General features: G+C 46.9%; 12 protein-coding genes. 10 read left to right on the forward strand and 2 right to left on the reverse strand.

All coding sequences use genetic code 11. The annotated features are described in order from the left end of the window. Positions 1 to 190 precede the first annotated feature (190 nt). Positions 191 to 3,583: a ribonuclease E gene (gene rne, locus JK130_RS03995; RefSeq protein WP_218352930.1), complete on the reverse strand. Its 3,393-nt coding sequence runs from the start codon at positions 3,581 to 3,583 to the stop codon at positions 191 to 193. Positions 3,584 to 4,250: 667 nt separating this feature from the next. On the opposite strand from rne, the gene rluC reads away from it, so the two are divergent. Together rluC and JK130_RS04005 are read left to right on the forward strand one after the other, a co-directional pair. Then, the gene (gene rluC / locus JK130_RS04000; RefSeq protein WP_218352931.1) at positions 4,251 to 5,195 is read left to right on the forward strand and encodes a 23S rRNA pseudouridine(955/2504/2580) synthase RluC; all 945 of its coding nucleotides are present in this window, start codon (positions 4,251 to 4,253) and stop codon (positions 5,193 to 5,195) included. After that, complete coding sequence (locus JK130_RS04005; protein WP_218352932.1) at positions 5,192 to 5,842, forward strand: HAD family hydrolase; 651 nt, start codon at positions 5,192 to 5,194, stop codon at positions 5,840 to 5,842. The genes rluC and JK130_RS04005 overlap by 4 nt, the downstream gene beginning before the upstream one ends. Positions 5,843 to 5,892: 50 nt before the next feature. Here JK130_RS04005 and JK130_RS04010 read toward each other — a convergent pair whose 3' ends face one another. Continuing rightward, the gene (locus tag JK130_RS04010) at positions 5,893 to 6,504 is read right to left on the reverse strand and encodes a Maf family protein (RefSeq protein ID WP_218352933.1); all 612 of its coding nucleotides are present in this window, start codon (positions 6,502 to 6,504) and stop codon (positions 5,893 to 5,895) included. 164 nt (positions 6,505 to 6,668) lie between these two features. Between JK130_RS04010 and yceD the strand changes: the two genes are divergently transcribed. The 8 genes from yceD to fabF all read left to right on the forward strand — a co-directional run bounded on the left by yceD (position 6,669) and on the right by fabF (position 12,847). Beyond that, positions 6,669 to 7,196, forward strand: coding sequence for a 23S rRNA accumulation protein YceD (yceD, locus tag JK130_RS04015; protein WP_218352934.1), 528 nt, complete (start codon positions 6,669 to 6,671; stop codon positions 7,194 to 7,196). Between the two features lie 3 nt (positions 7,197 to 7,199). Further along, a complete protein-coding gene (gene rpmF / locus JK130_RS04020; RefSeq protein WP_018981471.1) occupies positions 7,200 to 7,370 on the forward strand; it encodes a 50S ribosomal protein L32 in 171 nt (56 codons plus the stop codon). 19 nt (positions 7,371 to 7,389) lie between these two features. Continuing rightward, entirely contained in the window at positions 7,390 to 8,415 is a 1,026-nt protein-coding gene (gene plsX / locus JK130_RS04025) for a phosphate acyltransferase PlsX (protein WP_218352935.1), read from the forward strand. Next, positions 8,412 to 9,377 (forward strand): beta-ketoacyl-ACP synthase III, encoded by a 966-nt coding sequence (locus JK130_RS04030; RefSeq protein ID WP_218352936.1) that lies wholly within the window; start codon positions 8,412 to 8,414, stop codon positions 9,375 to 9,377. Before plsX ends, JK130_RS04030 begins: the two co-directional genes overlap by 4 nt. A 34-nt stretch (positions 9,378 to 9,411) precedes the next feature. Further along, complete coding sequence (fabD, locus tag JK130_RS04035) at positions 9,412 to 10,335, forward strand: ACP S-malonyltransferase (protein WP_218352937.1); 924 nt, start codon at positions 9,412 to 9,414, stop codon at positions 10,333 to 10,335. Positions 10,336 to 10,355: 20 nt separating this feature from the next. Continuing rightward, positions 10,356 to 11,096, forward strand: coding sequence for a 3-oxoacyl-ACP reductase FabG (gene fabG / locus JK130_RS04040; protein WP_218352938.1), 741 nt, complete (start codon positions 10,356 to 10,358; stop codon positions 11,094 to 11,096). Between the two features lie 194 nt (positions 11,097 to 11,290). Beyond that, on the forward strand, positions 11,291 to 11,530 hold the full coding sequence (gene acpP, locus JK130_RS04045) for an acyl carrier protein (protein ID WP_108566146.1): 240 nt from the start codon (positions 11,291 to 11,293) through the stop codon (positions 11,528 to 11,530). A 78-nt stretch (positions 11,531 to 11,608) separates the two neighbouring features. Continuing rightward, complete coding sequence (fabF, locus tag JK130_RS04050) at positions 11,609 to 12,847, forward strand: beta-ketoacyl-ACP synthase II (RefSeq protein ID WP_218352939.1); 1,239 nt, start codon at positions 11,609 to 11,611, stop codon at positions 12,845 to 12,847. Positions 12,848 to 12,859 lie beyond the last annotated feature (12 nt).

Here is a 12,859-nt window from a genome sequence, read left to right on the forward strand (position 1 = left end):
CCCGGGTGATTTTTAGAACGAAATCGAAAACACTGGCCGTAACCGCTCCATAATGTCTGAAGCAACGTACAGTCAAACAATTCGTCGTCGCCAAGTAATTTGGCAACCTGGCTTTTTAGATTAGGATCAACCTACGGTGACACAACAAAAAAAGCTCATAGTTAAACTATGAGCTTTTTACCTGTCTTATTTACAGAGAGTCACTACTAGCGGGCTTTGCCATGGGCGCAGACGCTTTCGATTTGCTTTGCGCTATAACCGCAGAGCGTCCCGACGTATCTATACCAGGACGCGCGTTGCTGTTTCGTGCAGTAAGCTCAACCTCTTTAAACTGGTCGTTGATTGGCGTGGGTGATGCCATAGGATGCGAAGCGTTCAATTTGCCCCGACTGCTGGCCATCACAACACCCTCGACCGGCTGCGATTTCACTGTTGCGGTTTTTTGTGTCTGAGCAACTTCAGGTTGAGGTTGCTCAGCCGCGGGCGCCTGGGCTTTCGCACTTTCACGCTCTGCGGTATTACTTACCGTAGTGTCTGTTTTTTGCTGCTCACCAGACGTGGCGGCCGGCGCTGTAGTTGTAGTGCTAGCATTTGAGTCATCATCAGATTGAGCATCAGAGTCATCTTCAACGGTTGCAGGAGCGGTAGATTTCTGGTCAACCATTGCAGCCTCGACAGGCGCTGCTACGTTTTCAGCAGGCGACTCAGAAGCTTTTTCATCAGCGTCAACATTGTCAGTTGTAGATTGATCGTTACTGCTATCGGCGCGGCTCTGGACTTTTTGATCAGTTTCTTCCTGAGTTTTGGTTTCAGACCTGACAGAAGATTCAGACTCATTTGAATGCATACCTTCAACGCGGTATTTTTCACGCGGCTTTTGCGCAAAGCTGGTTGTTGCCTTTTGTTCTGGCATGACCTCCGGCTCTTTACTTTCGGTTTGCTCCGATGGTGCGTCGAACTCTTCACTGTCAAGACGCGATGGTTGCTCTACAGGCTGTGCAATAGTCTCATTAATATCAGAGCGAGGTTGTTCTGCTACTGAACTGCCACTTAATTGCGAAGCATCGTCCGCAGACGTGGTTGTATTTGATACCCGATCTTCGGCAATAGGACGTGGTTGTTGTTCTACCACTGGAGCTGATTGTGCTGCCCCATTATTGTCATACGTTGAATCGTTATCGTTTTGCTCTTTTTTGCGGCGTTGGCCGGCAGCACGAACATGACGAGGAGAACGACGGCTGCGGCTACGATTGCCATTACCTTCTCGTTTGCTCTCGTCACCAAACTCTGACTGGCCGTTATTGCCTGTGTCATTGAATTGTTCCTGGTCGACAGATGTGCTGTTTTGTTGCCTGGTGTCTTTTGATTCAGTTGGCTTAGCCGCTTCGCTTTTTGGTTGAGACGTAGTTGTCCCATCTTGAGGCGAGGTCTGGTTATCAGCATTTGCTGAATCATGTGTTTTATCAGAGTTGCTGTCTACGCGGACACTACGGCGCATATCACGGCGCTTACGGCGCTCGGCTAATTGCTTTTTCTTCGGTGCGCTCTGAGTTTCTTTATTATCTACGGTATCAGCTTTGGGCGATACCTCAGTGGTTTTGTTTTCGTGTTTTACTTCTGCTTTGTCTTCACGAGGTTTGCGGGGTTTACGATTTGCCTGAGCATTCTTCGGACGACGTTCGTTCTGCCCTTGAGCTTTGTTGCCCTGGTTTTGGTTTTCGTCACGTTCGCTTTGTTCGCCCTGACGGCCCCGGCGCTGTTTATTGTTGCGAGGTTTACGATTACGTTGATCATGTTGATTACGCGAACGCGAGTGTTGTGATTTTGATTCGCTGGTCTGCGTACCAGTATCAGATTCTTGCTTTGAATCGTCAGAGCCTAACAAACCTTTTAACCATTTCGACAGCTGGCCCAGCAATGACGTAGACGTATCTTTTTGCTGTGCTTTTGGTTGAGTCTGTGGTTTGGCTGGAACGACTGGTGCTGCATCAGGCGCCACCATCCCTTTTATTGCCGGCTCTTCGCGCTTAACCACTGCAGCGGCAGGTTTATCGGTCTCTGAGCCTTTAGCTTCAAGCAAAGAAACATCATAACTGGCATCTTTAAGTATTTCTTCGGGGCGGCGGCGATTTACTTCGTAATGAGGCGTTTCTAAATTCGCATTTGGAATAATTAGTAAATTAACATCGTGGCGTTTTTCAATGACATTTACCGAACTACGTTTTTCGTTAAGCAAATAAGTGGCGACCGGTACCGGCAGCTGCGCCTCAATTTGTCCAGTATTATCTTTAATGCTTTCTTCTTCCATAATACGAAGAATTGAAAGCGCTAACGACTCGGTGCCTCGAATTGTACCGTGACCAGAACAACGAGGACATACATGATGGCTTGACTCACCTAATGAAGGGCGTAAACGCTGACGCGACATTTCAAGCAAACCAAAGCGTGAAATACGTCCCAGCTGTACGCGGGCACGATCAGAGCGTACGGCTTCTTTCAAGCGGTTTTCAACTTCGCGTTGATGGCGAACCGGGGTCATATCGATAAAGTCGATAACCACCAGGCCCCCGGCATCGCGTAAGCGCAGTTGCCGCGCAATTTCATCGGCAGCTTCAAGGTTAGTATTTAATGCCGTTTCTTCAATATCGCCGCCTTTGGTAGCACGGGCAGAGTTGATGTCAATTGAGGTAAGTGCTTCAGTGGGGTCGATAACAATAGAGCCGCCTGAAGGAAGACGAACTTCACGCTGAAATGCTGATTCAATCTGGCTTTCTATTTGATAATGACTAAACAACGGGACATCGCCGTCGTACTTTTTAACGCGATTAGCAAAGTCGGGGCGAACCAATTGGATGTGCTGCAGGGCTTGTTCAAAAATAGCGGATTTGTCGACCAGTATCTCGCCTATATCACGACGCAGATAGTCGCGGATGGCGCGAACAATAACATTGCTTTCCTGATGAATAAGAAAGGGCGCAGAGCGTTTTTCAGCTTCTTCGCGCACCGCTTCCCAGTGTTTGAGCAATACGCGCAAATCCCAGTCTAACTCTTCATAAGATTTTCCCACACCCGCGGTACGTACAATCAAACCCATACCATCTGGAATATCCAGCTTACTAAGCGCTTGTTTTAACTCAGTACGCTCATCACCTTCTATACGACGGCTAATTCCACCCGCTCTGGGGTTATTAGGCATAAGTACCAGATAACTGCCGGCTAAAGATAAAAAGGTGGTCAGCGCCGCGCCTTTTTGGCCTCGTTCTTCTTTGTCGATTTGGATGATGACTTCCTGGCCTTCTTTGATCGCATCCTTGATATTAGGACGGCCATCAAATTTATAACCTTTAGGAAAATAAGTGCGGGCAATTTCTTTTAGCGGTAAAAAACCATGACGTTCAGCGCCATAGTCAACAAAAGCGGCTTCCAGGCTAGGTTCTACACGGGTGATTTTGCCCTTGTAGATATTGGCTTTTTTTTGCTCGTGGCCAGGACTTTCGATGTCCAAATCATACAAGCGCTGTCCATCAACAAGCGCTACGCGCAACTCTTCTTGTTGAGTTGCATTAATTAACATTCTTTTCATTGTATCTAACTCTGTATTTTGAACAGCCGCTTAGACACAAAACCAAATTGACATGTGCAAATTTTCACCACAACGCCTCCCGGCATGGTATGAAATTTGTTGTATTGTCGTATTACCCATTATTGCTAATTACCTGAGCTACGTAATGCAGGTGTTATTATTTATTAGCGGGTGTCGGGAACGATGGCCCTTCCAATATTATGTTGTCGCATCGCCTGGCTGTGGTAACACTAACCTTTCAGCCTAAGGCAATTGTCATTTCAATTCTGTTTTGCTAAGCGGCGAACTAGGTGTTTTAGGGCTGCAATATTCTAATGAGTGACAGTTTTAGTACTACCGTCATTAAATTTGCTCATCTCAGGCATTGGATAATAGTATTATGCCGAATCATTACAGCCAATTGATTAACTTTTCAGTTCTTGCTATTTCAACAGCGCACTTAATTTTTTAGGCGCGTTAAAACCTCCTGATTATCGCACCAAAATCTTCAATTAGGCAAGCAAAGTTCTTGGTCAGTAAAAATGCCGGTCTTAATAGCTTAGTTTTCATTCGTCAACCCGGTTCTGATAAGGTTTTCAGGGTGGTTTGTGGAGGGTAAGCGAGCATCAGTAATCTGAGACAGAAACTTTTTTAGGTTCGTGCTGACATTTGTTTTATAATCGGCGCCATGAATAAAGATACCGCTCCTTCAGTTCAGTTTGTCACCATTGATGCCGATGTAGCCGGCCAGCGGGTAGACAACTTTCTTCGCACCCAGTTAAAAGGGGTGCCCAAAAGCATGATTTACCGAATTTTACGTAAAGGTGAAGTTCGGGTGAATAAAGGCCGGGTGAAACCCGAATATAAATTAAAGACCGATGACATTGTGCGCGTGCCTCCAGTCAGAGTGACCGAAGCTGTCGCCCCGGTAAATCCTAAATTAGACAAAGTTGCTACGTTAGAATCGCATATTTTATTTGAAGATGACCGTATTATGGTGATCAACAAGCCTTCAGGTATTGCCGTGCATGGCGGCAGCGGATTAAGCTTTGGACTTATTGAGGGATTGCGCGCGTTACGACCTGATGCCCACTTTATGGAATTGGTGCACCGGCTAGACCGGGATACCTCAGGATGCATCCTTATTGCCAAAAAGCGTTCGGCGTTACGTAATATGCACGAACAGTTACGAATGGGGCAAATGGACAAACGTTATCAGGCGCTTGTGGCCGGAAGCTGGCCACAAAACCGGTTCAAGGTAAAGGCCCCGCTGCGCAAAAATGTATTGCAGTCGGGCGAGCGTTTAGTGAGTGTAAGCGATGACGGCAAGCCTTCAGAAACACGCTACCGTATACTGGAAAATTTTTCGTCAGCAACATTGGTAGAAGCCTCACCCATCACCGGACGAACCCATCAAATTAGGGTGCATTGTTTACATGCCGGTCATCCGATTGCAGGCGATGATAAATATGGTGACACAGCGTTTGACCAGTCTATGAAAAAAGCGGGTCTGAATCGGTTGTTTCTTCACGCTGCCAGTATCCGTTTTCAGCATCCTCAAACCGGCGAGTCAGTTACGTTTAAAGCCCCTTTGGATAAAACATTAGCAACCACGTTGGAGCGGCTAAAATGAAACACTATAAATTAGTCATTTTTGACTGGGACGGGACATTGATGGACTCGGTCGGTAAAATTGTCGAGTGCATGCAGCAGGCTGCAGCGCAGTGCGGCGAGCCAGTACCCAGCGCCGAGCAGGTAGGTAATATCATTGGTATTAGTTTGCATCCTGCGGTGGCGCAGTTGTTTGGGCTCAAAGATGAGCAAAAAATAGAGTCGATAGTTGCCGCTTACAAAACAGCGTACGTGACTAAAGACCAAAGGCCGTGTCCGATGTTTGAAGGCGCGACACAACTTCTTAAAGCTTTGCATAGCAATGGGCGACAACTTGCAGTAGCGACCGGCAAAGCTCGGCGGGGGCTTGATCGCGCATGGCAACATACCGCTACTGGCGATTACTTTGTGGCCTCCCGTACCGCATGTGACGCTCAGTCAAAACCATCCAGTGATATGCTGCAGCAACTGTTAAGTGAAACCGGCGTGGCGGTAGACGAGGCAGTGATGATTGGCGATACGGTATATGACATGCAAATGGCGCAGCAACTTGGAATGGATCGCATAGGTGTTACCTATGGCGTGCATGATTCACAACAATTAAACAACCATATGCCAGTGGCGGTGGTCAACTCTGTACCTGAGTTGCACCGCTATTTATTAGGCTAACGCGTTTTAAATCCATTATTTTGGGTAATGCCGGGTGGTATAATAATGGCTTATTCAGGTTTGCTAGTGGCCAGCGCTAGCAAATCGATGTTGAAGTGTTCAAACATGTCGCGCAGCAACATAACGGGTAACCCAATCAGACTGTTTGGGTCGCGCCCTTCAATACGCTCAAACAATAGCGCACCTAGGCCCTCACATTTAAAACTGCCCGCGCAGTCTAAAGGCTGCTCGTACCTGACATAATCCCGAACGGTATTTTCGGTCAAGCTGCGAAACCATACATGCGTTGTTTCACACGCGCTCATATTCTTGGTTTTGGTGTATAAACTCACCGCAGTATAAAATGAAACCTTGTTGCCCGAACACGCCAGCAACTGAGATTCAGCATTATCGATGGTACCGGGTTTACCCAACAAGCTGAACGAGCGATCGGGGTGGGTCAACACTGCGACCTGGTCAGAGCCAATCGTGATAGCCTCGGGATTCAGACGACCAACTTTAGCGGCTTTTTGTTCAGCCAGTCGCAGCGCAAGTTGCTCACCGGTTTCATCAGGCAAAGGCGTCTCGTCTATGTCCGGAGAACTAGTCTCAGCATGCACACCTAAGCCTGATAACAGCTCACGCCGATAGACTGATGAAGAGGCAAGAATAATTTTTTGCATGTAAAAATGACCAAAGCTGACGAACATGGCGTAAGTCTACTAAGTGCATGTAGCATGTAAAGAAGATTGACGGTTTGCGGTGAAGGTGACTGTGAACAAAATTGCCTGCCGGCGTGGATTAAACCTTTGACACGCATGGCTTGAGACTATAAGATGCGCGCCCTATGCAGAAAGTGAAATTACCTTACCAGGTTGATCCGGTTAAAAGCGCTGTCAAACGCTCTGATTATGAGGGTGTTATTGCCAGCAAAGATATGCCACGTTTACAGGGTGCTGTAGTTAGCTGCGCTGAATGGGTGGACGCCGAAGTACAGTTTGAAAAAGACGCGCAGGGTCTTACTGTTTTTCACGGCCATCTTAAAACGCAGGTATCACTGATGTGTGAGCGGTGTAACGGTGAATTTGATCATTCACTTGATATCGATTTTTGTTTCAGCCCAGTGCAGGGGCAGGACCAGGCCGATACGTTACCCGAAGCTTACGATCCGGTAGAGGTCAACGACCATGGAATCGTCGATTTATTTCAAGTACTTGAAGACGAATTGATTATAGCACTGCCTATTGTACCCCTTCATGCAGAGGAGGTGTGCCCAGTAGGTCAGGAAGATATGACATTTGGTAAAATCGAACCGGAACAAGAGCGTCCAAATCCGTTCGCGGTTTTGAAAGAACTTAAGCAAGACCAGGAGTAAGTTATGGCCGTACAAAAAAATCGTAAAACGCGTTCAAAGCGTGGTATGCGTCGTTCACACGATGCATTGACATGCGAGACTTTGTCTGTCGATTCAACGTCAGGTGAAACGCATCGTCGTCATCACGTGACCGCTGATGGTTACTACAAAGGCAAAAAGGTTATCGAACGTTAATAACGTTTGGTGACATATTTTGTCTCAGCTAACCATAGCGTTAGATATTATGGGGGGCGATCATGGTCCCCCAGTTATCCTTTCAGCTGCCCTCAAGGCGATTCGCCTACATTCTGACTTTAATTTTATACTTTGCGGTAACCGCGAGTTGATTGATGTTCAATTGCGCTCATTATCTCAATCTGAACGCGCCCGCGTGACGGTACGTCACTGCGACGATATTATTTTGATGTCTGATTCGCCCGCCCAGGCTTTACGTCAGAAAAAAGATTCCTCGATGCGCCGCGCCATTGAAGCGGTACAAAGTAAGCAGGCTGATGCCTGCGTAAGTGCCGGCAACACCGGTGCACTCATGTGTCTGGCCTATTATTTAATCAAGACTCTACAGGGCGTTGATCGGCCTGCACTGGTTTCGTTTATGCCTACGGCAGGACATCATCGGGTATTATTGCTTGACCTGGGCGCCAATGTTAACTGTACCTCCGAAGCGTTGTTTCAGTATGCGGTGATGGGCTCAGTCCTTGCCGAACACATGCTGGGTAAGAAAACCCCCAGAGTTGCGTTATTAAATGTTGGCGAAGAAGATATAAAAGGCAACCCCCTGGTAAAACTTGCAGATGAATATTTACGCAATGTTCCGGCCCTTAACTACATTGGGTATGTGGAAGGCGGAGATATTTTTACCGACTACGCAGACGTGGTGGTGACCGATGGTTTTACCGGCAACATTGCTCTGAAATCCAGCGAAGGCTTAGCCAAACTCGTGATTAATGAGGTTAAAAAACAGTCGTCACGTAATTTCGGCTCACGTTTAATGGCCCGAATTGCCTTACCATTACTGAAATCTATCTATAATCGTGTGAACCCCGACCAGTATAATGGTGCCAGTCTGATAGGATTGCGCGGCATTGTAGTAAAGAGTCACGGAAACGCTTCAGCCGACGCATTTTATTATGCAATTTTACAGGCTATGCAGGAAGCGCGTTTACGTGTTCCCGAACAAATAAAAAGTAAAATAGAAACGGTATTGTTGGAGCAACTTTGAGTAACTATTCACGAATTATTGGAACCGGCAGTTATTATCCCAGCGAAGTGCGTACCAACGCAGACTTAGAGGTTATGGTAGATACCACCGATGAGTGGATTACCGATCGCACTGGTATCAAAGAGCGCCGACTAATCGGAGCCGACGAAACGGCGGCAACCATGGGTGCGCAAGCCAGTAAAAAAGCCCTGGAAGCAGCGGGTTTGACTGCCCAGGATATAGACATGATTGTGTGTGCCACCACCAGTGGCCGCTATTCTTTACCTAGTACCGCTTGTGAAATACAGCAAGAATTGCAGGTAGACAACATTCCGGCTTTTGATGTGGCCGCAGCGTGTGCCGGTTTTTGCTACGCCCTTAGTGTTGCTGACCAATATGTTAAGTCGGGCATGGCCAAAAGAATTCTGGTTATCGGTACCGACTGTCTCAGCCGTTTGATAGACCCGGCAGATCGCACTATGGTGATTTTATTTGGTGATGCTGCTGGGGCAGTGATTATCGAAGCCAGTGAAGAGCCCGGAATCTTATCGACCCATATTCAGGCTTCAGGAAAATACAAAGACCTGTTGTATGTTGGTAACCCAACGCGTGGTGACGAAGAGTCTGTTCATGCCAATTGGGGTTCCATGAAAGGTAATGAAGTATTCAAAGTAGCGGTGACAAAACTTTCGCAATTGGTTGAGCAGACATTAGCCGCCAACAACATGGATAAGTCAGAGCTAGACTGGTTGGTACCTCATCAGGCAAACTTCAGAATTATTAAAGCCACGGCCAAAAAGCTCAATATGCCTCTTGATCAGGTGGTAATGACATTAGAGAATTATGGCAATACTTCTGCCGCTACAGTGCCTACAGCACTGGATACCGCAATACGTGACGGTCGAATTCAACGGGGGCAGAACCTATTGCTTGAGGCCTTTGGCGGGGGGTTCGCCTGGGCCTCTGCACTGGTTAAATATTAAGTAATTTTAAAAGATTAGCAAAAAAGGATTAACTATGACTCGTACAGCCTTTGTATTTCCGGGCCAGGGTTCCCAGACACCAGGAATGCTAAAAGAGTTAGCTCAAAGCTACCCCGAGGTAGAAAAAACGTTTAATGAAGCGTCACAGGCGCTAGGGTACGATTTATGGGATGTCGTGCAAAACGACTCTAACAACAAATTAAACGAAACCCATGTGACTCAGCCGGCTTTACTGACCGCCAGTGTGGCAATTTTTCGGGTGCTGCAACAGCAAGGTATCACTGCCGACTTCATGGCAGGCCACAGCTTAGGTGAATATTCAGCATTAGTGTGTGCGGGCACCTTAGAATTCCCGGCAGCAGTTAAGCTGGTTGAAGCCCGTGGTCAGTTTATGCAACAGGCTGTACCAGCCGGTGCAGGGGCCATGTTTGCCATTATTGGCTTAGACGATGACAAGATTCGTGATATTTGCCAGCAAACAGCAATTTCGACGGGTGAAGTGGTCGCCCCGGTAAATTATAACTCGCCCGGACAAGTCGTTATTGCAGGTGAAAAAAGCGCAACATCACAGGCCGCCCAGGCGTGCAAAGACGCTGGTGCCAAACGAGCATTACCGTTATCTGTAAGTGTTCCTTCACACTGTGAACTGATGCGTCCTGCCGCAGACAAGCTTGAAGAAGCGTTAGAAGCACTTACCCTCAATACGCCTGAAGTAGATGTGGTCAATAATGTTGACGTACGGGTAGAGCAGGATGTAGCGAAAATTCGTGATGCGCTGATACGCCAGCTTTACTGTCCGGTTCAATGGACCGACAGCGTAAAGTATTTGGCCAGCCAAAACGTAGAACGAATTATTGAAGTTGGTCCGGGCAAAGTACTTACCGGATTAATCAAGCGCATAGATAAAAGTATTCAGGCGGTGGCGGTAAATACGCCAGCTTCGCTTGAAACACTATAAAATAATAGCAAGGATTTGATATGTCGGAACTTACAGCCAAAATTGTATTGGTGACCGGAGCCAGCCGAGGCATTGGCAAAGCTATTGCGTTAGAATTAGCCAGTCAGGGCGCAACAGTCTATGGCACCGCCACTAGTGATAAGGGCGCTGAGGCCATTAGTGACTATTTACATGCATCTGGAGGTAAAGGGTTGCGCTTAAATGTCACCGAGACTGACTCTGTAAATGCGGTGCTGCAAACGATCAAAGACGAAGCTGGCGGTGTAGATATATTGGTTAATAATGCCGGTATAACCCGCGATAATCTGCTAATGCGCATGAAAGATGATGAGTGGCAGGATATCATTAATACTAATTTAAATTCGATTTTCAGCTTGTCGAAAGCTGTTTTACGCGGCATGATGAAGAAAAAGCATGGGCGTATCGTTAATGTTGGCTCTGTAGTGGGTAGTTCAGGTAATCCTGGACAGGCTAATTATGCAGCAGCAAAGGCGGGCGTTATTGGCTTTAGTAAATCATTGGCACGTGAAGTAGCATCTCGCGGCATTACTGTTAATGTTGTGTCCCCGGGCTTTATAGATACTGACATGACGAAAGCCTTGTCAGATGACCAGCGCGAGGCAATTGCAAAAGATATTCCCACCAATCGCCTTGGTCAGCCTGAAGAAATCGCCAAGACCGTCGCATTTTTAGTGAGTGACGGTGCAGCTTACATTACTGGCGAAACTATTCATGTTAATGGCGGTATGTATATGAACTAAGACGTCGATAGACGTTTTTAGTTATTATAAACCGTGCATTATTTTAGTAAATGTGAAAAAATTGTTTAATAATTTTTAGTTCGTTGCTGGTTAGACCAGCCAATTAGTTGGCTCTGGTGCTTGCAAGAGGTAGTCTTGCAAAATAAACTAGCGACAGTTTTTATATCTAGTTACGTTAAGGGAAACCTAGAATTATGAGTAACATCGAAGAACGCGTTAAAAAGATCATCATCGAACAGCTTGGCGTGAAAGAAGAAGAAGTAAAACCTGAAGCCTCTTTTGTTGACGATTTGGGCGCGGATTCACTTGATACTGTAGAGCTGGTTATGGCTCTGGAAGAAGAATTCGACACTGAAATTCCAGATGAAGAAGCTGAAAAAATTACTACTGTTCAATCTGCTGTTGATTACATCAACGCAAACAAAGACGCGTAAGCCTCTTATTTAGCAAAACGGCTCTTTCGAGCCGTTTTTTTCTGTATTCCTACCTTAATTCCAATGCGAGGGCTTTTTGTGACAAAACGTCGCGTAGTGGTTACTGGTCTTGGCATGTTGTCTCCATTAGCGCAATCGGTTGATGAAACCTGGCGCAAACTGCTTGCTGGCGAAAGCGGCATCGGTGAGATAACCCACTTCGATTGCAGTGACTATTCCACTCGTTTTGCCGGTCAGGTTGATAATTTTGACCCGCAAGAGTACATCGATAAAAAAGAAGCGAAAAAAATGGATCGGTTTATTCAGCTGGGTATTGCAGCTGGTAAGCAGGCTCTGTCGGATTCTGGTTTGAAGATTAATGCAGACAACGCAGCACGCGTTGGCGTTGCAATTGGTTCTGGCATAGGCGGCCTGGAACTGATTGAGCAAAATCATCAAAAATTGCTGAAAAGTGGACCCAAAAGGGTTTCTCCATTTTTTGTTCCGTCTACTATTACGAATATGATTTCTGGTTTTCTTTCTATAATGGAAGGATTGAAAGGGCCAAACCTTAATGTGGTTACGGCCTGTACCACAGGGGTTCATAATTTAGGTATTGCGGCACGTACCATCGCTTATGGCGATGCAGATGCGATGTTAGCCGGTGGGGCAGAAGCCTCAATTACCCCCTTAGCTTTGGCAGGTTTTGCGTCAGCACGCGCGCTGTCAGCACGTAATGACTCGCCCCAGGCAGCCAGCCGCCCATGGGATACTGACCGTGACGGTTTTGTTATGGGCGAAGGTGCCGGGGTGGTCATGCTTGAAGAGTATGAGTCGGCTAAAGCACGCGGGGCAAATATCTACGGTGAGCTTGTTGGCTTTGGTATGAGCGGCGATGCACATCATATGACCTCACCGCCAGAAGATGGCGAAGGGGCCGCTGCGGCTATGGAAAACGCTGTGAACGATGCTGGCATTGATAAAACGGCAATTGGATATATTAATGCGCATGGTACATCGACTCCGGCTGGTGATAAGGCTGAAGTTGCTGCGGTTAAGCGTGTCTTTGGCGCTCATGCAAACAACCTGTTGGTCAGTTCGACTAAATCAATGACAGGGCATTTGTTGGGGGCGGCTGGTTCGGTCGAAGCAATCTTCACCCTGCTGGCTTTGCGAGACAAAATTGCGCCGCCGACCATTAACCTTGATAATCCAGATGAAGGCTGTGATTTGGATTTTGTTGCCCATAAAGCAAAAGAATTTAATTCTGACTATGCATTGTGTAATTCATTTGGATTTGGCGGTACCAATGGTACATTGATTTTCAAAAAGTTGTAATCTTTAGCCAGT

The organism is Alteromonas lipotrueiana, assembly GCF_019249245.1.
Classification (GTDB): Bacteria; Pseudomonadota; Gammaproteobacteria; order Enterobacterales; family Alteromonadaceae; genus Alteromonas; species Alteromonas lipotrueiana.

Excerpts from the sequence above, each read along its gene's own strand:
- rne (WP_218352930.1), bottom strand. The coding sequence starts at position 3,583 with ATGAAAAGAATGTTAATTAATGCAACTCAACAAGAAGAGTTGCGCGTA.
- rluC (WP_218352931.1), top strand. The coding sequence starts at position 4,251 with ATGAATAAAGATACCGCTCCTTCAGTTCAGTTTGTCACCATTGATGCC.
- JK130_RS04005 (WP_218352932.1), top strand. The coding sequence starts at position 5,192 with ATGAAACACTATAAATTAGTCATTTTTGACTGGGACGGGACATTGATG.
- JK130_RS04010 (WP_218352933.1), bottom strand. The coding sequence starts at position 6,504 with ATGCAAAAAATTATTCTTGCCTCTTCATCAGTCTATCGGCGTGAGCTG.
- yceD (WP_218352934.1), top strand. The coding sequence starts at position 6,669 with ATGCAGAAAGTGAAATTACCTTACCAGGTTGATCCGGTTAAAAGCGCT.
- rpmF (WP_018981471.1), top strand. The coding sequence starts at position 7,200 with ATGGCCGTACAAAAAAATCGTAAAACGCGTTCAAAGCGTGGTATGCGT.
- fabD (WP_218352937.1), top strand. The coding sequence starts at position 9,412 with ATGACTCGTACAGCCTTTGTATTTCCGGGCCAGGGTTCCCAGACACCA.
- fabG (WP_218352938.1), top strand. The coding sequence starts at position 10,356 with ATGTCGGAACTTACAGCCAAAATTGTATTGGTGACCGGAGCCAGCCGA.
- acpP (WP_108566146.1), top strand. The coding sequence starts at position 11,291 with ATGAGTAACATCGAAGAACGCGTTAAAAAGATCATCATCGAACAGCTT.